This is a genomic window from Hydrogenophaga sp. (assembly GCF_030656115.1).
In the GTDB taxonomy this organism is placed as follows: domain Bacteria; phylum Pseudomonadota; class Gammaproteobacteria; order Burkholderiales; family Burkholderiaceae_C; genus Hydrogenophaga.
Genome location: NZ_JAUSOO010000039.1, coordinates 1 through 20,120 on the forward strand (window position 1 = coordinate 1; position 20,120 = coordinate 20,120).

At 63.2% G+C, this 20,120-nt stretch carries 16 protein-coding genes, 1 pseudogene and 1 riboswitch; of the genes and pseudogenes, 10 read left to right on the forward strand and 7 right to left on the reverse strand.

All coding sequences use genetic code 11. The features are described 5' to 3' along the window. Nucleotides 1–1,175: phosphomethylpyrimidine synthase ThiC (locus Q7J58_RS05400; RefSeq protein WP_304824522.1), on the reverse strand; the 1,175-nt coding region annotated here is incomplete at its 3' end. Nucleotides 1,176–1,290: 115 nt separating this feature from the next. After that, nucleotides 1,291–1,405, reverse strand: a riboswitch (TPP riboswitch). A gap of 170 nt (nucleotides 1,406–1,575) precedes the next feature. Between Q7J58_RS05400 and Q7J58_RS05405 the strand changes: the two genes are divergently transcribed. Both Q7J58_RS05405 and Q7J58_RS05410 read left to right on the forward strand, forming a co-directional pair. Continuing rightward, entirely contained in the window at nucleotides 1,576–2,436 is an 861-nt protein-coding gene (locus Q7J58_RS05405) for a DUF6544 family protein (protein WP_304824524.1), read from the forward strand. Between the two features lie 38 nt (nucleotides 2,437–2,474). Further along, complete coding sequence (locus Q7J58_RS05410) at nucleotides 2,475–2,882, forward strand: DUF302 domain-containing protein (RefSeq protein WP_304824527.1); 408 nt, start codon at nucleotides 2,475–2,477, stop codon at nucleotides 2,880–2,882. Nucleotides 2,883–3,009: 127 nt separating this feature from the next. Here Q7J58_RS05410 and codA read toward each other — a convergent pair whose 3' ends face one another. The 3 genes from codA to codB are packed head-to-tail and all read right to left on the reverse strand — an operon-like array spanning nucleotide 3,010 to nucleotide 6,860. Beyond that, nucleotides 3,010–4,275 carry a cytosine deaminase gene (gene codA, locus Q7J58_RS05415; protein WP_304824529.1) on the reverse strand — a complete coding sequence of 422 codons (1,266 nt, stop codon included), beginning with the start codon at nucleotides 4,273–4,275 and terminating at the stop codon, nucleotides 3,010–3,012. Further along, nucleotides 4,272–5,519, reverse strand: coding sequence for a PucR family transcriptional regulator (locus tag Q7J58_RS05420; RefSeq protein WP_304824532.1), 1,248 nt, complete (start codon nucleotides 5,517–5,519; stop codon nucleotides 4,272–4,274). The genes codA and Q7J58_RS05420 overlap by 4 nt, the downstream gene beginning before the upstream one ends. Before the next feature lie 51 nt (nucleotides 5,520–5,570). Further along, on the reverse strand, nucleotides 5,571–6,860 hold the full coding sequence (gene codB, locus Q7J58_RS05425; protein WP_304824534.1) for a cytosine permease: 1,290 nt from the start codon (nucleotides 6,858–6,860) through the stop codon (nucleotides 5,571–5,573). Nucleotides 6,861–7,257: 397 nt separating this feature from the next. Between codB and Q7J58_RS05430 the strand changes: the two genes are divergently transcribed. After that, nucleotides 7,258–7,761: a DUF1499 domain-containing protein gene (locus tag Q7J58_RS05430; protein WP_304824537.1), complete on the forward strand. Its 504-nt coding sequence runs from the start codon at nucleotides 7,258–7,260 to the stop codon at nucleotides 7,759–7,761. A gap of 20 nt (nucleotides 7,762–7,781) precedes the next feature. Here the strand turns inward: Q7J58_RS05430 and Q7J58_RS05435 are convergent, their stop codons facing one another. Next, nucleotides 7,782–8,180 (reverse strand): FKBP-type peptidyl-prolyl cis-trans isomerase, encoded by a 399-nt coding sequence (locus Q7J58_RS05435; protein ID WP_304824540.1) that lies wholly within the window; start codon nucleotides 8,178–8,180, stop codon nucleotides 7,782–7,784. Nucleotides 8,181–8,873: 693 nt separating this feature from the next. Here Q7J58_RS05435 and Q7J58_RS05440 point away from each other — a divergent pair. From Q7J58_RS05440 to Q7J58_RS05465, 6 genes and pseudogenes are all read left to right on the forward strand, one after another. Then, nucleotides 8,874–12,290, forward strand: a complete 3,417-nt coding sequence (locus Q7J58_RS05440; protein ID WP_304824543.1) for a hypothetical protein — start codon at nucleotides 8,874–8,876, stop codon at nucleotides 12,288–12,290. A 491-nt stretch (nucleotides 12,291–12,781) separates the two neighbouring features. Beyond that, nucleotides 12,782–14,092 (forward strand): GTP cyclohydrolase II, encoded by a 1,311-nt coding sequence (locus tag Q7J58_RS05445; protein WP_304824546.1) that lies wholly within the window; start codon nucleotides 12,782–12,784, stop codon nucleotides 14,090–14,092. Beyond that, entirely contained in the window at nucleotides 14,089–15,324 is a 1,236-nt protein-coding gene (locus Q7J58_RS05450) for a URC4/urg3 family protein (protein WP_304824549.1), read from the forward strand. The genes Q7J58_RS05445 and Q7J58_RS05450 overlap by 4 nt, the downstream gene beginning before the upstream one ends. Before the next feature lie 31 nt (nucleotides 15,325–15,355). Beyond that, nucleotides 15,356–15,985, forward strand: coding sequence for a uracil phosphoribosyltransferase (gene upp, locus Q7J58_RS05455; protein ID WP_304824552.1), 630 nt, complete (start codon nucleotides 15,356–15,358; stop codon nucleotides 15,983–15,985). A 46-nt stretch (nucleotides 15,986–16,031) separates the two neighbouring features. Next, on the forward strand, nucleotides 16,032–16,670 hold the full coding sequence (locus Q7J58_RS05460) for a LysE family translocator (protein ID WP_304824555.1): 639 nt from the start codon (nucleotides 16,032–16,034) through the stop codon (nucleotides 16,668–16,670). A 16-nt stretch (nucleotides 16,671–16,686) separates the two neighbouring features. After that, nucleotides 16,687–17,407, forward strand: a pseudogene (locus Q7J58_RS05465) (amidohydrolase family protein). Nucleotides 17,408–17,533: 126 nt separating this feature from the next. Here the strand turns inward: Q7J58_RS05465 and Q7J58_RS05470 are convergent. Together Q7J58_RS05470 and Q7J58_RS05475 are read right to left on the reverse strand one after the other, a co-directional pair. Continuing rightward, nucleotides 17,534–18,466, reverse strand: coding sequence for a ketopantoate reductase family protein (locus Q7J58_RS05470; protein ID WP_304824558.1), 933 nt, complete (start codon nucleotides 18,464–18,466; stop codon nucleotides 17,534–17,536). 64 nt (nucleotides 18,467–18,530) lie between these two features. After that, nucleotides 18,531–18,830 (reverse strand): hypothetical protein, encoded by a 300-nt coding sequence (locus tag Q7J58_RS05475; protein ID WP_304824560.1) that lies wholly within the window; start codon nucleotides 18,828–18,830, stop codon nucleotides 18,531–18,533. Between the two features lie 343 nt (nucleotides 18,831–19,173). Between Q7J58_RS05475 and Q7J58_RS05480 the strand changes: the two genes are divergently transcribed. Next, nucleotides 19,174–20,070 (forward strand): transporter substrate-binding domain-containing protein, encoded by an 897-nt coding sequence (locus tag Q7J58_RS05480; RefSeq protein WP_304824562.1) that lies wholly within the window; start codon nucleotides 19,174–19,176, stop codon nucleotides 20,068–20,070. Nucleotides 20,071–20,120: the final 50 nt, after the last annotated feature.

Genomic DNA, 20,120 nt, shown 5'->3' on the forward strand with positions numbered 1-20,120 from the left:
CGCAGGCCGTCGCCGAGCGAGAAGCTCACGTCGTAGGCCTTCATGATCTCGCAGATCTCTTCGAAGTGCGTGTAGAGGAAGTTCTCCTTGTGGTGCGTGATGCACCACTTGGCCAGGATCGAGCCGCCACGCGAGACGATGCCGGTGCGCCGCTGCGCGGTGAGGTGGATGTAGGCCAGCCGCACACCGGCGTGGATGGTGAAGTAGTCCACACCCTGTTCGGCCTGCTCGATCAGCGTGTCGCGGTAGATCGCCCAGGTGAGGTCTTCGGCCACGCCGCCCACTTTCTCCAACGCCTGGTAGATGGGCACCGTGCCAATGGGCACCGGGCTGTTGCGCACGATCCAGTCGCGCGTGGTGTGGATGTTCTTGCCGGTGGACAGGTCCATCACGTTGTCAGCGCCCCAGCGGATCGCCCACACCAGCTTGTCCACTTCTTCCTCGATGCTGGAAGTGACGGCCGAGTTGCCGATGTTGGCGTTGATCTTCACGCCGAAGTTGCGCCCGATGGCCATGGGCTCGACCTCAGGGTGGTTGATGTTGGCCGGGATGATGGCGCGGCCGCGCGCCACCTCGTCGCGCACGAATTCGGGCGTGAACACGTCGGGGATGCGTGCGCCCATGGGGTTGCCGCGCAGACGCGCTTCACGCGCCGGGTCGCCCAGGTACTCGCGCATCCATTCGCGCTTGCCGTTTTCGCGCAGGGCCACGTATTCCATTTCGGGCGTGACGATGCCTTTGCGGGCGTAGTGCATCTGGCTCACGTTCATGCCGCTCTTGGCACGGCGCGGCGTGCGCTGCAGGCCGGCGGCCTCGGCGCGCAAGGCCTCGATGCGTTCGATGGTGGTGCCGTTCTGTGCGGCCTCGTTCTTGATGCCGTCGTCCAGCGCGGCGCGCTGGCGGCCCTCGTAGCGCTCGGTGTCGCCGCGCGCCTCAATCCACGCGCCGCGCACATCGGCCAGACCGGTGCGCACGTCGATGGCGGCGGCCGGGTCGCTGTAGGGGCCGGAGGTGTCGTACACCGTGACCTGTTCGCCGTTGGAAAGCAGGATCTCGCGCATGGGCACGCGGATGCTTTCATTCGAACCGGGCACGTAGATCTTGCGCGAAGCGGGGAAAGGCTCGCGGCTGAGGGCGAACTGGTCGGCGAAGGGAATCTTGTCGGGGGCGTTCATGGCGGCGGTCTCCTGTTGGGGCTGTGGATGCTCCGGAGACCGCCCGTCAAGCCATGCACCCGAACCCACTGAATGTGGGTGCACCCGTCAGCGGTGGACGGGTGGCGGATGCATGCCCTGGGGGCTGCGCTCTTCTTTCGCTGGTACTAGCCAGATCAAGTTCACGGGTTCGGTGTTTCAACCATCTCAGCGCCGGGCCTTGGCAGGCCCGTGCACCCCGGAGCAGGGGGGAGTGTAGCCCGGTTTTATGCAGGCGCGTCGCACCAACTCCACGGGGCGCTTGCCTGTTGCGTTGCGTCCCGTGTCTGCCACCGCACCGATCTTGCTGCCCCGGTTTGTTACGCTGGATGGTCGCGTTCCGTTGCCAACCCAACCCCAGCCATCGAGACCCTCCACGCCCATGACCTGGCTCATTTGGCTGTTCCTCATCGTTGCGGCGCTCGCGCTGATTTTTGTCGGCCTCAACGTCGTCGGCGCCATGCGCTGGACCGGGGCAACGCAGGCGATCCTGGCGCGTCTGGAGGCGAAGCGCCTGCCCGCTTCACCGGCTCGCTACGACCCGCGCGAGATCGAAGGTCTTCCCGCGCCCGTGCAGCGCTATTTCAGCACCGTGCTCACGCCGGGTCAGTCCATCGTCACCGCAGCCACGCTGGAGCACGCTGGCCGTTTCAACCTGTCGCCCACTGGAGAACAGTGGAAGCCGTTCACCTCGCGCCAGCGGGTGGTCGTGCAACGCCCGGGTTTTCTGTGGGACGCGCGCATCGCCCTGGTGCCCGGCGTGTCGGTGCGCGTGCACGACAGCTACTCGGATGGCGAGGGCTTGTTGCATGCCGCCGTGCACGGTCTCTTCAGCGTGGCCCGCTTGCAGGGCGGGGGAGAACTGGCGCGCGGCGAGTTGATGCGTTTCTTTGCCGAAGCCGCCTGGTACCCGACCGCCCTGTTGCCCAGCCAGGGTGTGCGCTGGGCTGCGGTCGACGAGCGCTCTGCCAGCGCCACGCTGACGGACGGCCCGCTCTCGATCACCCTGCTGTTCCGGTTCGACGAATCGGGCCACATGGCATCCGTGTTCGCCCAGGCGCGCGGTCGCGTGGTGGGCCAAGAAACCAGCCTGGCGCCCTGGGAAGGCACTTGGTCCAACCACCAGCGTGTGGAGGGCATGACCGTGCCTCTCACCGGCGAAGTGGCCTGGCTGCTGCCCGAAGGCCGCAAGACCTATTGGCGTGGCACGGTCACGTCACTGAACTTCGATTGGTCGCTGTGACCCCTTGTTCGCAATTTCAACCCCACAGAAAGAAACCTATGTACGGCTTTTCCACCACCATCCAGGGCACCTCGTTCGATGAAGCGCTCGCCCACACCCTCCAGGCCCTCAAGGAAGAGGGCTTCGGCGTCTTAAGCGACATCGACGTGCAGGCGGCCATGAAAGACAAGCTCGGCGTGGACATGCCGCGCTACCGCATCCTCGGCGCCTGCAACCCGCCGCTGGCGCACCAGGCCTTGCAGGCGGTGCCCAACATCGGGCTGCTGTTGCCCTGCAACGTGATCGTGCGCGAGGTGTCGAGCCACGAAATCGTGGTGGGTTTCCTGGACCCGCAGGTCATGGTTGGACTGGTCGGTGGCGCCGGGGTGAAAGCGGTGGCCGACGAGGCCGAGCAGCGCCTGCGCCGGGTCTGCACCAACCTCGGCGGGCACACGGTGTCGGTCTGATTCCATTCCAGATCAACCGTGCACTTTGTCGGCTTCGCTTGCCGTGCGTTTGTACTGTCTGCGCTTCGCCTTCGCGTTCACGATGGATCTGGAAACGGAATGACACGTTGGTGCGCGGCTCGCGCGCTCAGGCGTTCCCCGGCGCCAGCGCCACCTCGCCGAGCGTCCTGCGCAGGATCACCTGGCCGTGCCGGATCGACAGCAGCGCCTGCCCCTGGGTGCGCAGCAGCGCGTAGTCGCTCTCTGCGGACAGCAGCACCAGGTTCGCGGGCCGGCCCACTTCGATGCCGTAGCGCTCGCCCAGAGCCATGGCCTTGGCGCCGTGGTCGGTGACGAAGTCCAGGGCGCGCTGCAGGTCCTCGTAGCCCAGCATGTGGCAGATGTGCAGCCCGGCGTCCAGGATGCGCAGGATGTTGCCGTTGCCCAGCGGGTACCACGGGTCCACGATGGAATCCTGCGCAAAGCACACGTTCAGACCGGCGCGGTCCAGCTCCGGCACACGGGTCAGGCCGCGGCGCTTGGGGTAGCTGTCAAAACGCCCTTGCAGGTGGATGCTCTCGGTCGGGCAACTGATGAAACTCAGGCCGGCCTGCTTGAGCAGGCGAAAGAGCTTGTAGCAATAGGCGTTGTCGTACGAGCCCATGGCCGTGGTGTGGCTGGCGGTCACGCGCGAGCCCATGCCGTGCACGCGGGTCACCTCGGCCAGCACCTCCAGAAAGCGCGAGTTCGGGTCGTCGGTTTCGTCGCAGTGCACGTCGACCAGGCGGCCGTGGCGTTCGGCCAGGTCCATCAGGAAATGGACCGATGACACCCCCTGATCGCGTGTGTTCTCGAAATGCGGGATGCCCCCGACCACGTCCGCGCCCATCGCAACGGCTTCGCTCATCAAGGCGCGGCCGTTGGCAAACGACTCGATGCCTTCCTGCGGAAAGGCGACGATCTGCAGGTCGATCAGGGGGCGGGCCTCGTCGCGCACTTCCAGCATGGCTTTCAAGGTGCCCAGGCCGGGCTCGGTGACGTCCACATGGCTGCGCACATGCTGGATGCCGTGGGCGGCCAGCATGCGGATGGTGCGGTGGGCCCGGGACTTGGTGTCTTCGTGCGTCACCAGCGCCTTGCGTTCGGCCCAGCGTTCGATGCCTTCGAACAAGGTGCCGCTGAGGTTCCACTGCGGTTCGCCCGCCGTCAGAGCGGCGTCCAGGTGGATGTGGGGTTCGACCAGGGGTGGGATCACCAGCTGGCCGCCCGCGTCGAGCCCCTCGCCGTCGCTCCCGGAGAGGGGGGCGGGCGTGGCGCTGGCCTGGGCTTCGATGGCGCTGATCAGGCCGTTGGCCCAGCGCAGGGTGAACAGGCCGGTGCGGCCGCGCAGTCGGGCGTTGATGAGGTGGTTCATGCCGGGTGTTGGATGTCAGGGGTGTTGTGGGTGGACAGTCGCCAGATCATCAGCGCCACGGCGATGTTCAGGCGGTGTTGGGCGTCATCCAGATCCAGGCCGGTCAGGGTCTGGATCTGTTGCATGCGGTAGTTCAGGGTGTTGCGGTGCACGCCCAGGCGCTGCGCGGCTGCGACCAGGTTGCCGTTGGCGTGCATCCAGGCTTCCAGCGTCTGCGTGAGCACGGCGTGGTGGCCCATGTCGTGGTGCAGCAGCGGGCCCAGGGTGGCGTTGACAAAGCGGTCGAGCAGGCTGCGGTCGCGGATCGCCACCAGCAGCTCCAGCACCCCCAGCTCCTCAAAACAGCACAAGCCCAGACGTTCCGGGAAGGACTGGGCGGCCATCAGCGCCTGCCGTGCCTGCCCCAGGCCGCGCGGCAGGTCGGTGGGCCGCGGGCAGGCGCTGCTCAGGCCGGCGAACACGCGCAAAGGGGAGTCGGTCGCGTTGAGGGTGTGCAGCAGTTGTTCGACGGTGACGCGGTTGCGGGCGAGCGCTGCGGGGCCTTCGGCGGGCAGCACGGCGATCCACTGCTCGGCCTGGCTGACCACCGGCAGGGGCGGGCCCAGTGCCTGGAGGCTGGCCGTCAGGTGCTGCAGCACGCCCTGCCGGAAGGCCTGCAGCAGGGCTTCGGCCATCTCGGGGGCCATCGAACGGAACAAGGCCGCGGTGCCGGTCAGCTGCACCACCACGACCTGCCGCGCCGGGCGCAGATCGATCGCCAGGCGGTTGGCTCGGTGGGCCAGCACGGTGGCGTCGGTGAGGTTGCCGTCGAGCAGCTGCTCGATGAGCTGCTGGCGGGTGCTGCCGAGCAGCTGCGCCTGCACGAGCGCGGAGCCGATGGCCTCGGTCACCGCGATCATGGGCAGCTCGTAGGGCTGTTCGATCAGCGGGACGCCCAGGCGCTCGGCCTCGGCCAACACGCTGTCGGGGATGTGGCGGATGTAGAGCGGCCCGGTGAGGATCACGATGCCGGCGCAGCGCCGCTCGTGCGCCTCGCGGACCAGTTGCCGCAGATTGGCTTCGTCGCGGGGCTGGTTGATGCCGGTGACGAACACCAGTTCACCACCGAGCACCCACGCCGAGATCGACTCGTTTTCTGCCACATACGGCCAGCGAACCGTCTGCTGTTCGCCCGCTTGCCCGGCCCGCAGGCGCAAAGCCTCCAGCCGGGGCAGGAGCAGCACATCGCGGACGCTGAAGCTCATTGGGCTACCCTCTGCGGTGTGAGCTTGCTTGGGAACGGCCCGGCGCGGCGCTCATGCATCCACGCCGTTCACACGACCGAGTGACTGGCGCCCGACGCGCACCCGCTGGATCTCGTACAGCAGCACATAGCTCAGCGCCGCCACGCCGATGCCCACCAGCGGGGCCACCCAGGGCGAGAGGTAGGCGCTCAGGGCGCCGATGGCGTAGGCCCCCAGGCCGACCCAGTTGAAACGGGGCAACACGGTCGTGCTGAGCCTTGGATAGTTGCCTTTGTGGCCGTAGAAGAAGTCGGCCATGATCACGCCGCCGATGGGCGGGATGATGGAGCCGAGCAAGATCAGGAAGGGGATCAGCATGTCGGACATGCCGCCGATGGCCAGCAGGGTGCCCACGCCGGCACCGATGAGCGTGATGGTGCCCCGGCGGTCTTTTCGAACGAGGTTGCAGCCGGCCGCCGCGAAGTTGTAGATGGTGTTGTCCTGGGTGGTCCAGAGGTTGAGGAAGAGCATCACCACGGCGGCGATCGACAGGCCTTGCAGCACCATGACCTCGACCACGTCGGGTTGCTGGTACACCATGGCCCCGTAGGCGCCGACCAGGATCATCAGGCCGTTGCCGATGAAGAAACCCACCAGGCTGGAGAGCACGGCGGTCTTGCCATTGCGGGCAAAGCGGGTCCAGTTGGTGGCCTGGGTGGCGCCGCTGACGAAGGTGCCAAACACCAGTGTGATGGCCATGTGCATGCTCATGCTTTCCGGGGGCTGGATGGCGAGCAGGCCGTCAAGGCCCCCGACATCGCGCGTGGCGATCCAGAGCGACCAGAGCAACAGCGCGAGCATGGCGGGCACGGCCACGCGGGAGAGCAGGTCCAGGCCTTTGTAGCCGACGAAGGCCGTGAGGCTGAAGCCGAAACCAAACAGCACCATCAAGGGCACCGTCCAGGCTTGCGGCAACTCCAGCATCTTGACCAGGACCAGCGCGATGGTGGCGGTGCCCCAGGCGTACCAGCCAATCTGGGTGAACCCCAGCAGGAAGTCCGACAGCTTGCTGCCGATCTCGCCAAAACAGAAGCGGCCCATCAGCACCGAGTTCAGGCCACTGCGGCAGGCGATGAAGCCCAGCGCGGCCGCGTACAGGCCCAGCAGCAGGTTGCCGGCGATGGCGGCCCAGATCAGGGTCTTGAAGTCAAAAGCCATGCCCATCTTGCCGCCGGCAAACATGGTGGCGGTGAAAAAAGTGAAGCCGAACAGCAGGATGGACGTGGACACCAGGCCCTTGCGGGCACCCGGTGGCACTTCACTGAGGGGGTAGTCGTGATCGAGGTCTGGCGCTTGGGACATGGTGGTGACTCCGGTGGGTTGAACACCGGAGACATTGCAAGCGGTGTACCAGCCTGAGCGTGTGGCCGGAGGCTGCCGGGCTGGTCAGTGAGAACGACAGGGTTTGTGCAGCTTGCACATTGGGCACCCAAGGGTCCGGATGCCCCGCACCATGCACGGGCGCGGGCCTGTACCGACGCATCGCGCCGGTGCGCCAGGTTCGTATTCGGTGCGTGGGTTTGTCGCGCTCTGGGCGGGGTGAGTCGGCGGGCGTGGTGCGGACGGCTCGGCCTCGCGGCCACCATCCGGCCGGGCTCAAAGACACCGGAGATGCCCGTTCGGGTTGTGGGGTAACCGGCCACGAGCCCATCGGCGCAACGGGCCGTTTTTAGTTCAAATTGCACAAGATAAGCAGGGTGTGCAGCAGGTAGGCCAGCATGATCAGGCTCGCCAGCGTGCCACCCCAGGGCGCCGCCTGGGCATGGCCCTGTTCGGGGTCTGCACCGCGCTGGCGGGTGTGACGGGTGGGGCGGGTGCGCAGACGGCGTCCGAAGCCGCAACCCCGCCGGACATGGCCGTGCGCCTGGCCTGCCCGGCGTCGCCCAGCTGCGTGAATTCCCTCGGCGTGGGTGGCCTGACGCCGTGGCCCTTCACTGGAACGGCGGCGCAGGGTCTGGCGCAGTTGCGCGCCACGCTGGCCGGTTTTGCCGAGGCGGGCATCGTGGCGGACGATGCGCTGTCGATCACGGCCGTTTTCACCACCCGGCTGGGGTTTCGGGACGAAGTGGTGTTCGTGATCGACCCGGCGCGGCAGCAGATCCACTTTCGTTCGCGCTCGCTCGTGGGTCACCACGACTTCGGCAAGAACCATTCGCGCATGCGGGCCGTGGGTGAACGGTTTGCGCAGACCGCGCCGCGCTGACCCACGCCGATCAGGTGGGCTTACTTCTCAATCGTCAGCAACTCCACCTCGAACGTCAACGTGGCATTGGGCGGAATCACCCCACCCGCACCGCGCTCGCCATAGGCCGTGGCTGGCGGGCAGGTGAGCGTGGCCTTGCTGCCCACCTTGATGTGCTGGAAACCCTCGGTCCAGCAAGGCACGACGCGGCTCAACGGAAAGCTGGCCGGCTTGCCGCGCTTGATCGAGCTGTCGAATTCGGTGCCGTTGGCCAGCGTGCCGCGGTAGTGCACCTGCACGGTGTCGCTGGCTTTGGGCATGGCGCCGGTGCCGGGCGCGGTGATCAACACCTTCACGCCCGAGGGCAAAGTCTTCGCCTCTTCGGCCAGGGCCGAGGTGCAGAGCAGGGCGGCTGCGGTCAGGATGAACAGGGATTTCATGGGGCGTCTGCCTGGGTTGAAAAGGGGCTGAGTTTACGGTGGCGGGGCACGCGGCCCTGTTGTTCGCCAGAGATCCCGTTGAGGAAGCTGTCTCCGGTTTCCGGGTTCGGCGAACGGGCTTCGTTGGGTTGCGGCCTCGGCTTGATGCCGAGCGGCATGGGTGTTTGGCGACCTTGGGCATGCGGCTCTGAAAATCCCGTCGGGTGGGTGTCGTGACGGGCTGGTTGAGGCTGAACGGAGGCACTCGAGGCTGGCAGCATCAAACGGGAGAGAAGGTCGTGAGCGGCCATTGAGTGATCGACCACGTAAGAGACCGCTTCCTCCTCAAGACCGGATGTTCGACAGTCGATGGCCTCAGGCCGGGAAGAAGAACCTCATAGCACTGGGCAAGGTGAAACTCCCGGCCCAAGAACGCATAATTGAATCAGCCCTTTCTGAGCCCTATCAGCTTTCGCAGCCCGAGAGAATTCATGGTGTAGGACATGGCCTGACCAGATCGCGACAGCCGTGCTTGGCAGCATCAAATTTAAGGCAGCAAAATACGACCGAATTTTGAGCAATACATCGCGCAGAATTTGATCTCCATTCCACTGCTTGTAAAAGACTCCAAATCAAAACCATAAAACGTTCAATATACCTCTCACAGAAATAATAGAAACCGAGACCCAAATTCACAGCACCTAGATATTGAAAATGAACGAGCAAAAAGCAATTCAAGGAGGCCCAACGGCCATTCGTGGATATTTAGTCCAAACCCTCGTTGCTTTGCTAAAAATCGCGCAATCCAACCCGCCGTTTCTAGAAATAACTCTCGAACCTTCGCATGCGAATGAGCAGTTCGATTTCATTTCGCAGAATCAGCATGGAAGCGACGCCGTTCAAGTGAAATCCACGATCAATACTTTTCAAAAATCGGAAGTGGAAGGTTGGGCAAAGAAACTTGAATCTGAAAGAAAGAACGAGACATGCACTCTTGTGCTAGTCGGGAACTACCACACCAACCTTGCGAGAATCAACAACATCGGCGCGGTTAGAATTGAGAAAAAAAACCTAGATATTCAAGGCCTAATCGGAGAAGCCGCACATTTAGTCGCAAAATTTATTGAGTCTCAAAAGCTATATGCAGGGACAGCTGATGAACGCGAAATGATCACGCATTCGGTGATCTCGAGACTACTACAGTATTCCACGACATCTGAAACCCTCAAAAGAGAAACATTCATTAAACTATTGGCAGGATGGATAAGAGATGCACCATCTAAAATTAGGCTTCACGGAAAACAGAGTAACGAAATACGCAATAATCTTTCCTCGGAGTGGCTACGTAGTGGCCCACCAGTGGCCATATTACAAGGCTTGCCAGGGAGCGGGAAGACCCTTTTGGCGCTAGCGATTGCAGAGAATGCAAAACGAGCACTCGACACAATTGAACCAACGGTTGATACCGAAGATCCTTCCACGGATACTTTAATATCTTTAGCAAGCGCCTTTTCTGGCGTAGGAATTTCCGATTTAATGCAAGAGGTTGAAAAAGGTCGCGACGGCCAGCCATTCAAGGTATTGCTTAAGTTATTGCGAAACGAAGATATTCTGATAGTTATCGACGAATTTCAACGTCTATTTTTCAAAGGAAAAACAATCCCTTCGATCGATTGGCAAAAACTAGTTGAGCAACTGAATAGCTCAAATCGACCGAATGGAAGATTGATGCTAATCAGCAATCGTGCAGTAAAAACGGAACGATGGTGCGAAAGGTGTGTGATCCGCGAGGTCAAACCTCTTTCCGACACGGAAGCAGGATCCTACCTCTGCGAGCAACTCGAAGAGAAAGGTGTCACGTCAAAAGTTCCTCCCGAAAGACTCCAAGAAATAGGGGGGCGAATGGGCGGCAACCCTAGGGCAATAGCAACCCTTGCAGAGAGTTTGACTTTTGACTCCCTTGAAGATTTGCTATCAATGTCACCAGCCATTTTTACTACAGGGGACGTCGAAATAAATCACGCTTTAGTCGAAGATTTTGAGCGCGGATTAATTGAGCGAACCCTTTCCAGAATAGAAAAAGATCTATTGCACTCACTAAGGCAACTATCTGTCCACCGTCGCCCATTCAAAAAAGAAGCCTACATCGAGGTTGCAAACCCCGGATCATCGATAGAGGACACCAGGAAACAACTTATTTCCCGATTCTTACTGATAAATGTATCAGGATTCGACACAATGCACCCTTTGGCAAGGGAAGTTAGCGTGACTAGGTTGAGAGAAAATGCGCTTGAATGGAAAAAAGCCCACGGGTTTGCAGCAAATTATCAATTAAGGCATTTCAAGGCTGTCCAAGCAAGAAAAGCCGAAAGCTATGCCATCTCATTCGCTGAATTAAGGCACCATCTCTTCGAAGCAAAAAGGATCGAAGAACTTTACCAAGCAGGCGAAAAATTCGCACGCTTCACCCTCTCTCAAATTCCTGACTCAACATACTCAAAGGTTCCCGAAAGTGTTGAAACACTAGAGGAACGTATCGCTTTGATATCGGCGCTTCCTGAAGAATCAAGGACAAGAGGCCTCAGTTATCACTTGGCTCTGTGCTTGAAGCATCGAAACAAGGGGCATGACTACCAAAATGCACTTATTAATGTGCGGCGCGCTGTCGAACCGAAAGCGTACTACGCGGTATGGTTACTGCTCATTGAGCTCGAGTACGCACTAAATGGAATTGATGCAATGATGACTGCCAAACAAGAAGCACTTAAGTTCCTAGGCAGTGGTAGCAATGCTTTTGCTGTTTATCATCTCTCAGCGAATCTTTTGGGTAAAGAAGGAAAAACGGATTTGGCTATCGAGGTTCTTGAAAATGGACTATCTACGCCGGGCATAAAATGTATATCAGCTCTTGCGAGTCTGTGTTCGACGTTCAAAGACAGATCGGGGCGGTTGGAGGAAGCTATTCGAGACTTAGAAGGGTTAATTAATACCCCCGCAGTGCCTAGGCTATGGGAGTTATATGTTCAATGTGCACGACTTTTGGAAAAAGCCAATCGAACAACTGAGGCAGTTGCGCTACTTGGCAAGGGAATTGCGACCTCGAACATAAAAGCTCTTCATAACTTGTACCTCCTATTGGCCGAACTACTAGCAAAAGACGGCGATCCCGGGAATGCGATTCAACAACTAAAGAATGGAATATCGGACAATCGAGTTTATGATAAAGTCGATGTCTACTGTGCGTGTGCAGACCTAATAGCAAAGTACAAGTCTCCAAAAGCAGCAATATCTCTTTTAGAAGAAGGAATACTTTCAAGATTAGTTGACGATCCTGTTCCTCTTTTTCATAGGGCCGCTGCGATTTTTGAAGATTCTGGAGATCCCAAAGAAGGCATTAATTTCCTCAAACGTGGGATGCTGAATCCAAACGCATCCACAGACGCTTCACTATATCTCGTATGTGCCAAGCAATTATTTCGCTTGATGGATGTTGACGGCGCAGTCAAAGTATTAAAGCAAGGACTGACTGTCCCGAAAATGAGGCACAAGGACCAGTTGTACCATATGTGCGCAGACTTCATTGTGAGACAAGGCCGACTAAAGGAGGCAATAGCCTTGCTCGAGGATGGAATTGAAGATTCCGACCACCCAAATGCAGCCTACCTCTATCAAAAGGGATCTGAGCTGCTGGATAAGGCCGGCCAACTTAATGAAGCAATTGAGGTTCTATTGAAGGGTATAAACGCATCGGCGCTTTCAAATAAGGTCGTTCTATTTCAGGGTTGTGCGAAATTGATGGATAAGGCAGGGCGAACCTCGGAAGGAATTACTCTGATTGAACGTGCACTTCGTGCACCAGGGATTACAGGGCTCGCCAATCTATATCAAACTGGTGCAAGATTGCTAACATCTGCTGGCAGACAAGATGAGGCCATAGATTTCCTCATGAGAGCAATCAATGATCCAAAGGTCGGAAATATACTGTCGTTGTATCATGTATGTATTGATCTGATGCTCGCATCGGGTGATTTAGATCGGGCATCTGCTTTGCTTGAGCAGGGTATTGCCAAGTTTCCATCAGATATTGGATTAACATCTCTTCAATCGCGCGCATCAAGTTTATCGATCTAACTATGCGGGGAGCACTACGTAATGTGCGAATCGGAGTCAAGATCATTTCTTTTGCTTCAATTCAATTAAAGCTCAATCAGTCCTCAGATTTCCGTCTATTCGGAGATCTCTAGAACGTCGTCGGCCTCAATACCAAGAAACCTTAGGTGTCGATTCCAGTGCGGCGTAAACCGAGTCGCGGAAGCCCTATGTCCGCAGGACCTTGCACAGTCGCCATTCGGGGCATAGCCCGTCGCCGTGCTCAACAGCCGCTTCATGGCAAACATGCGTGAGTGCGCTTGGCAGCACCCACCGACAGCAATCGCTGCACTGCGCCTGTTCGCGTTCTGGATCATTCGGGCTGCTCAGGTTCGACAACCGCCCTTCTTTCCATGAAGCGCAAACACCCGGCGCCCGCCACATCCGGGTCTCCCCCGAGCAGGCCAAGCCCGAAATGGCACTGTAATTGCTATGCCCTGAAAGTCCCCCGCAAACCCAAGGCAAGGCCCCTCATGTCCACACCCGCCGACACGATCCCTCCCACCCCGGGGTCCGCCACCGCCGAGGCTCCGGCCCAACCCAACACGCCGCACCCGCGCCACATCCGCCTGACCTCGCACTCCGGCGGGTTCGGGGCGCTGCCCATCGTCTGGGGCGCGGCCAGTGCGCGCGAGCGCGGGCCGGTGGTGGGCACCACGCTCAACGTGTCGAACCGCAACGTGATCGGCACGCACAGCGGCAGCTACAGCGTGTACCGTGCGCTGGCCGTGGCGGCGGGCGCGCTCAAGCGCGAGCACCGCGCTGACCTGACCAACACCGCGCCCACCGACATCATCGGCCCCTACCCGCAGTGGGCCGACCCGGAAAAGATCGTCAGCATGGACCCCTGGGGGGCGGTGATCGCCGACGCCTACGCCACCGAGCTGGAGGCGGGCTACGACATCCGCCCGACCATCGCCGTGACCAAGGCCCACGTGATCCTGCCCGAGGTGATCGACGCGCTGCAGAAGGGCCGCCTCAAGCCCGACGGCCAGTTCCTCACGGCGGGCGGCGCGGCCGTGGTGACCAAGGTGGCGGTGGAGCCGGTGTGGTACCTGCCGGGCGTGGCCAAGCGCTTTGGCTGCACCGAGGCCGTGTTGCGCCGGGTGCTGTTTGAAGAGACCGGCGGCATGTACCCCGAGCTGGTCACACGCTCGGACCTGGAGGTGTTTCTGCCGCCCATCGGCGGGCAGACGGTCTACATTTTCGGCGACCCGCGCGACCTGGCTGACCCGTCGGTGACGCTGACCGCGCGCGTGCACGACGAGTGCAACGGCTCCGACGTGTTCGGCTCCGACATCTGCACCTGCCGGCCCTACCTCACGCACGCCATCGAAGAGTGCATCCAGGGCGCGCAGCGCGGCGGCGTGGGGCTCGTGTCGTACTCGCGCAAGGAGGGCCGGGCGCTCGGCGAGGTGACGAAGTTTCTCGTCTACAACGCGCGCAAGCGCCAGGTGGGCGGCGACACGGCCGACCAGTATTTCGCGCGCACCGAGTGCGTGGCCGGCGTGCAGGACATGCGCTTCCAGGAGCTCATGCCCGACGTGCTGCACTGGCTGGGCATCACGAAGATCCACCGCCTGGTCTCCATGAGCAACATGAAGTTTGATGCCATCACCGGCTCGGGCATCGAGGTGGGGGAGCGCGTGAACATCCCCGACGAGCTGATCCCCGCCGACGCGCGCGTGGAGATGGACGCCAAGATGGCGGCGGGCTACTTCACGCCCGGCGTGGTGCCCGACGCCGAGGAGCTGAAGATCGCCAAAGGCCGGGGGCTGAGTTGATCACCGACACCCACACGCCCGCAGGCGCGGCCCGCGCGCTGCGCTCCACCACGGCCGTGCGCGAGCGTTCTCAACAGCTGCTCGTGCGTGCCCGCGCGGGCGAGTCCGACAGCTTCTCTGTCAACGACGGCGCGCTGGCGCTGGCCGCCAGCACCGTGGCCGAACTCACGCGCGCCCGCTTCCCGGATGGGGGCATCCCGTACCACAGCCGCTGGCGGCACTTCGAGGCCGGCGGGGTGGACCGGGCGGGCCAGCTCGACGCGCTGCTCGGCCCGGTGGATGCCGCGGCGCGCGCCCGCGCGCAGATCGACCTGGCGCTGGTGAGCGTGCTGCTCGACGCGGGCGCCGGCCCGCAATGGCGCTACCACGAGGCGGCCAGCGGCCAGGGCTTCGCCCGTTCCGAAGGCCTGGGTGTGGCGAGCTTCCACGCCTTCACCTCGGGCCTGTTTTCCAGCGATCCGGCGCAGCCGCTGCAGGCGGACGCCGCGGGCCTGGCCGCGCTCACGGCGGCGCAGCTGGGCGATGCGTTTCAGGTGAGCGAGGGCAACCCGCTCGTGGGGCTGGAGGGCAGGGCCGCGCTGCTGCGCCGACTGGGCGCGGTGCTGTCCGTGCAGCCGGTGGTGTTCGGCGCGGCGGGGCGACCCGGTGGTCTGTTCGACACGCTCACGGCGAACGGGGCCGGCACGGTGGCGGCGCACGACATCCTGGTCTTGTTGCTGGACATGCTCTCTCCGATCTGGCCGGCGCAGAACGCCATCGCCGATCTGGCGCTGGGCGACTGCTGGCCGCACCCGGCTGTGCAGGGCGAGGGCCTCACCGCCGGTTGGGTGCCGTTCCACAAGCTCTCGCAGTGGCTCTCCTATTCACTGCTCGAACCGTTCGAATGGGCGGGCGTGCGTGTGACCGGGCTCGACGCGCTGACCGGTCTGCCCGAGTACCGCAACGGCGGCCTGCTGATCGACGCGGGCGTGCTGCGCCCGCTGCCCGCCAACTGGGCCACCCGGCCCTGGCAGGCGGGCGATGCCTTCATCGTCGAGTGGCGCGCGCTCACCGTGGCGCTGCTCGACGAACTGGCGCCGCTGGTGCGCGCCGAACTGGGCCTGAGCGCCGAGCAGATGCCGCTGGCCTGTGTGCTCGAAGGCGGTACCTGGGCCGCGGGCCGCCTGCTCGCCCAGCGGCTGCGCGACGGACTGCCGCCGTTGAACATCGTCAGCGACGGCACCGTATTCTGATTTTTCCTGCGACAACAAAAAGGCACACATCATGAGCAACGTCCACGTCATCGATCACCCGCTGGTGCAGCACAAGCTCACGCTGATGCGCCGCAAGGACGCCAGCACGAACAGCTTCCGCCGCCTGCTCAACGAACTGGCGCTGCTCATGACCTACGAGGTCACGCGCGACATGCCGATGCAGGACATTGAAATCGAGACGCCGCTGGAGACCATGACCGCCAAGGTGATCGACGGCAAGAAGCTGGTCTTCGTCTCCATCCTGCGCGCGGGCAACGGCATCCTGGAGGGCATGCTCAGCGTGGTGCCCGGTGCGCGCGTGGGCCACATCGGCCTCTACCGCGACCCCAAGACGCTGACGGCGGTGGAGTACTACTTCAAGATGCCGTCCGACATGCCCGAGCGCGACGTGGTGGTGGTGGACCCGATGCTGGCCACCGGCAACTCGGCCATCGCCGCCATCGACCGCCTGAAGGAATCGCGCCCCAAGTCCATCAAGTTCGTCTGCCTGCTGACCTGCCCTGAAGGCGTGGCCGCGCTGCAGCGCGCGCACCCCGACGTGCCCATCTACACCGCGGCCATCGACCGCCAGCTCAACGACCACGGCTACATCCTGCCCGGCCTGGGCGACGCGGGCGACCGCATTTTCGGTACCCAGTGAAGCCACCCATTCCCGAACGACCTGTTGCCCAGCGGAGAACGAACCCATGCCCGACCTGCAAACCCTGCTGATGTTCGCCACCGCCTCGCTCGCGCTGGCGGTGATCCCCGGCCCCACCATGCTGCTGGCGCTGTCCAACGGCATGGCCGGTGGCATGCGCCGCGCGGGCTGGGGCATCGCGGGGGCCACGCTGGGCAGCGGCCTCGTGATCGCGGTGGTGGCCGTGGGCCTGGGCTCGCTGCTCGCGGCGTCCGCCTGGCTGTTCGAGGCGGTGCGCGCGGTGGGCGTGCTCTACCTGCTGTGGCTGGCGGTGCAGTTGTGGCGCAGCCCGCCGCTGGACCTGCAGGCCGCCCTGGCCGAGGTGCCGGGTCGCCAGGCCCTGGGCCGGGCCGCCTTGGTGCGCAGCCTCACGGTGGCGCTGTCCAACCCCAAGGCACTGCTGTTCTTCGCGGCCTTCCTGCCGCAGTTCGTGGACCCGGCCTTGCCCGTGGTGGTGCAGTACGCGGCGCTGGGCGCGCTGTTCGTCGCCATCGATGCCGTGGTGATGGTGGTCTACGCCGTGGCCGGGCGGCAGGCGGTGCGCTGGCTGTCGCAGGCCGGTCTGCGCTGGCTCCACTGCGGCTGTGCCGTGGGCATGGGCTTGCTGGCCCTCCTGCTGGCAGGCTACCGCCGCCACACCGTCTGAACGGAGCGAACCGCCCATGCTTGACCTGCTCATCACCCACGCCAGCCTGCCCGACGGTCGCACCGGCATGTCGGTGGCCGTGCAAGGCGGCCGCATCGTTGAAGTGACCGAGGGCCTGCAAGCTCCGGCACACCAGACGCTGGACGCCGCCGGCCAGTTGCTCTCGCCACCGTTCTGCGACCCGCATTTCCACATGGACGCGACGCTGAGATTACGCGAGCAAGCTGATCCCGCTGATCGCTGAGGCCGGCGTGAGCGCGGTGGCCAACCCGCTGATCAACATCACCCTGCAGGGCCGGCACGACACCTACCCCAAGCGGCGCGGCATGACGCGCGTGCCCGAGCTGATGGCCGCCGGTGTGACGGTGGCATTCGGTCACGACTGCGTGATGGACCCCTGGTATTCGCTGGGCAGCGGCGACATGCTGGAGGTGGCCCACATGGGCCTGCACGTGGCGCAGATGACCAGCCAGGCCGGCATGCGCCAGTGTTTCGACGCGGTGACGGTCAACGCCGCGAAGGTGATGGGACTAACGGGCCACGGCATCGAAGCGGGCCGCGACGCGAGCTTCGTGCTGCTGCAGGCGCGCGACCCGATCGAAGCCATCCGCCTGCGCGCCACGCGGCTGAAGGTGTGGCGCAAGGGGCAACTGCTGGCCGAGACACCGCCGTCTCAGGCAGCGCTCTCGTTGGCGGGCCGCCCGGCCGTGGCAACCTTCATGCCGGTGCGTGGCTGAGCCCCAAGGGCGTCACCGCCGGAGTGGTCTCGCCCTGGCGCAGGCTGCCCGCCATCGTGCAGGCGGTGGAGGATTTGCCCGTCACCGACCGTGCGCCCTTGACAGACGCGGGCCGACAAGCCCTGGTCATGCTCCGGGGGCCGCGCTTTCCACCAGCCTGACCACCGCCCACAGCACCCGGTTCGCCGGCACGGGCACACCCAGCGCCTCGCCCCGCTGCACCACAAAACCGTTGAGGTGGTTGATTTCGCTCGGTTTGCCGCGCATCAGGTCCTGCGCCGTTGAAGAAAACTGTGTCGGCATGGTCTCGGCGATGCGCCGCACGGCCGCGTCCACATCGGCGGGCAAGGCCACGCCGTCGGCCGCAGCAACCGCGCGGCACTCGGCCACCACATCGCGCATCACGTCCAGCACGCCGGGGCGCTGCACCAGTTCGCCATAGGCGATGCGGCCCACGGCTGACAGCGCGTTGTAGGCGCAGTTAAGCACCAGCTTGGCCCAGAGCGCGCCGCGCACGTTGTCCGACACGTCGGTGGGCACGCCAGCCGCGATGAAGGCCTGCGCCAGGTCGGCGCTGCGGGAAGATGGTTCGATCACCAGTTCACCGCGCCCATGGTGGCGCAGGTGGCCGGGGCCGGCCATTTCGGTGGCCACATACACCACGGCAGCCGCCACAGCCACACCGGGTAGCACACCGCGCAGCCGCTCGGCGTTGTCCACCCCGTTTTGCAGGCACAGCACCAGCGCGCCGGGTTTCAGGTGCGCGCGCATCTGCTCCCCGGCGGCTTCGGTGTCGGGCGACTTGACGGCAAACAACACCACATCGGCCCCGGCCACGGCGCTGGCTTCGGTGCTGGCCGCCAGCGGCACGGTTTCATCGAACGTGAGGGTTTGCATGCGCAGGCCGTGCTGGGCCATGGCTTGCACATGCGCCGGGCGGCCAATGAGCGTGACGCGGTGGCCGGCGCGCGCGAGCATGCCGCCGTAAAAACAGCCCACAGCGCCCGCACCCAGCACGGCAACGCTCAGGGTGGTGTGGCTGGATTGGGTGGAGGTCATGCGTGGCGGCGGTTGTGGATCGGTATGGGGCGGCGCGGATGCGGTTGCCGGTGCGGGCGGTGCGTCAGAGCGGGTCGGCCAGCAGTTTGGACAGGGCGGCGATGTTGGCCGCGCTGGGCACCTGCGGCTTCATTTCGTCTTCTTCGGCGGTGGCGTTTTCGTGCGCCTGGATGGCGTGCACCATGGCGTATTGGTTTTCCCAAGAGAGCGTTTTGCCCTCGGGGCACATGTCGCGCACGGTGCCAAACCAGTAGTAACCGTCTTTGCCGCCAAAGAGCGTGTCGATGGCGCCAGCGTCGCCAGGCTTGATGCCCTGGGCCGCGAGGATGAGCTTGAGTTTGTGGAGGGAAGCGGAGTAATGCATGGGGCGTTTTTTATAGCGAACGGGGCCGCGGGGCCTGTCGTGGAAGGGCACCGCAGCGGGGCCGCAGATTGTACTGAAGGTGGCAGGATGCGCTTTCGCCGCCGGCGGTGGCTTTCAGGTGTGCAGGCTTTGGAGCCAGAGGCCTCTGTCGGATGTGTCCAGCGTTCGGAAATCCGTTTTCTGGGTGCCCTGGGTGAAACGGATTTCCGTTCGGTCGGCCGCGCCATGGGCCTTGAAAAGGCTGCTGGGAAGGCGTTTGGGGCGTCTTTGACCGCCTGTTCCTAGGGTTAACACCCACTGGCATGGCGTTTGCGGTAAAGCAGGGCAACCACCCACCAAAACCATGAACCGTTTGCTCTCATTTTTCCCTTGCTGGCTGATGTGCAGCGTCCTGAGCGCGCAGGCGCAGACGCCGGTGCTCACCACGCTGCAGAAGATTTCGCAAACCGCCACCATCAACCTGGGGCACCGCGAGTCGTCGATGCCGTTCTCTTACTACGACAACCGCCGCCAGGTGGTGGGCTATTCGCAGGACCTGATGCTGGCGGTCACGCAGAGCATCCAGAAGGAACTCAAGCTGCCGGCGCTGACGGTCAAGCTGGTGCCGGTCACGTCGCAAAACCGGATTCCCCTGGTGCAAAACGGTTCGGTGGACCTGGAGTGCGGCTCCACCACCAACAACCGCGAGCGGGCGCGCCACGTGGCGTTTTCGGTGTCCATTTTCCAGACCAGCTCGCGCCTGCTCACCCACAAGCATTCGGGCGTGGCCGAGCTGTCCGACCTGAAGGGGCGGCGCGTGCTGGTCACGGCCGGCACCACCAGCGAGCGCCAGCTCATGCTGTACAGCGAAACCCATGGCATGCGCTTTGACATCGAGTCCGCCAAAGACCATGGCCAGGCGTTTGCGCAGCTGCAAAGCGGCCGGGCCGAAGCTTTCATGATGGACGACGCCGTGCTCTACGGCTTGCGCGCCAAGGCGGACCAGCCCGACGACTGGCGCGTGGTCGGTCAACCCATGGCCGCCGAGGTGTACGCCTGCATGTTGCGCAAGGACGATCCGGCGTTCAAGGCGGTGGTGGACCGCAGCCTGACGCGGTTGATGCAGTCGGGCGAGGCGCTGAAGATTTACCGCCGCTGGTTCCAGTCGCCGATTCCGCCCAAGGGGCTGAACCTGAACTGGCCCGCACCCGAGTCGCTGCTGGAGCTGTACCGCAACCCGAACGACCGGCCGCTGGGCTGAGTTGCTTCCACGCCCTGTTCGTTCACCCAAGGAAACCGCATGTCCTCACG

Bases quoted from the DNA above. Each gene is read 5' to 3' on its own strand.
- codB (WP_304824534.1), bottom strand. From the start codon at position 6,860: ATGTCCCAAGCGCCAGACCTCGATCACGACTACCCCCTCAGTGAAGTG.
- codA (WP_304824529.1), bottom strand. From the start codon at position 4,275: ATGAACCACCTCATCAACGCCCGACTGCGCGGCCGCACCGGCCTGTTC.
- Q7J58_RS05440 (WP_304824543.1), top strand. From the start codon at position 8,874: ATGAACGAGCAAAAAGCAATTCAAGGAGGCCCAACGGCCATTCGTGGA.
- Q7J58_RS05445 (WP_304824546.1), top strand. From the start codon at position 12,782: ATGTCCACACCCGCCGACACGATCCCTCCCACCCCGGGGTCCGCCACC.
- Q7J58_RS05410 (WP_304824527.1), top strand. From the start codon at position 2,475: ATGTACGGCTTTTCCACCACCATCCAGGGCACCTCGTTCGATGAAGCG.
- upp (WP_304824552.1), top strand. From the start codon at position 15,356: ATGAGCAACGTCCACGTCATCGATCACCCGCTGGTGCAGCACAAGCTC.
- Q7J58_RS05460 (WP_304824555.1), top strand. From the start codon at position 16,032: ATGCCCGACCTGCAAACCCTGCTGATGTTCGCCACCGCCTCGCTCGCG.
- Q7J58_RS05480 (WP_304824562.1), top strand. From the start codon at position 19,174: ATGAACCGTTTGCTCTCATTTTTCCCTTGCTGGCTGATGTGCAGCGTC.
- Q7J58_RS05405 (WP_304824524.1), top strand. From the start codon at position 1,576: ATGACCTGGCTCATTTGGCTGTTCCTCATCGTTGCGGCGCTCGCGCTG.
- Q7J58_RS05470 (WP_304824558.1), bottom strand. From the start codon at position 18,466: ATGACCTCCACCCAATCCAGCCACACCACCCTGAGCGTTGCCGTGCTG.
- Q7J58_RS05475 (WP_304824560.1), bottom strand. From the start codon at position 18,830: ATGCATTACTCCGCTTCCCTCCACAAACTCAAGCTCATCCTCGCGGCC.
- Q7J58_RS05435 (WP_304824540.1), bottom strand. From the start codon at position 8,180: ATGAAATCCCTGTTCATCCTGACCGCAGCCGCCCTGCTCTGCACCTCG.
- Q7J58_RS05420 (WP_304824532.1), bottom strand. From the start codon at position 5,519: ATGAGCTTCAGCGTCCGCGATGTGCTGCTCCTGCCCCGGCTGGAGGCT.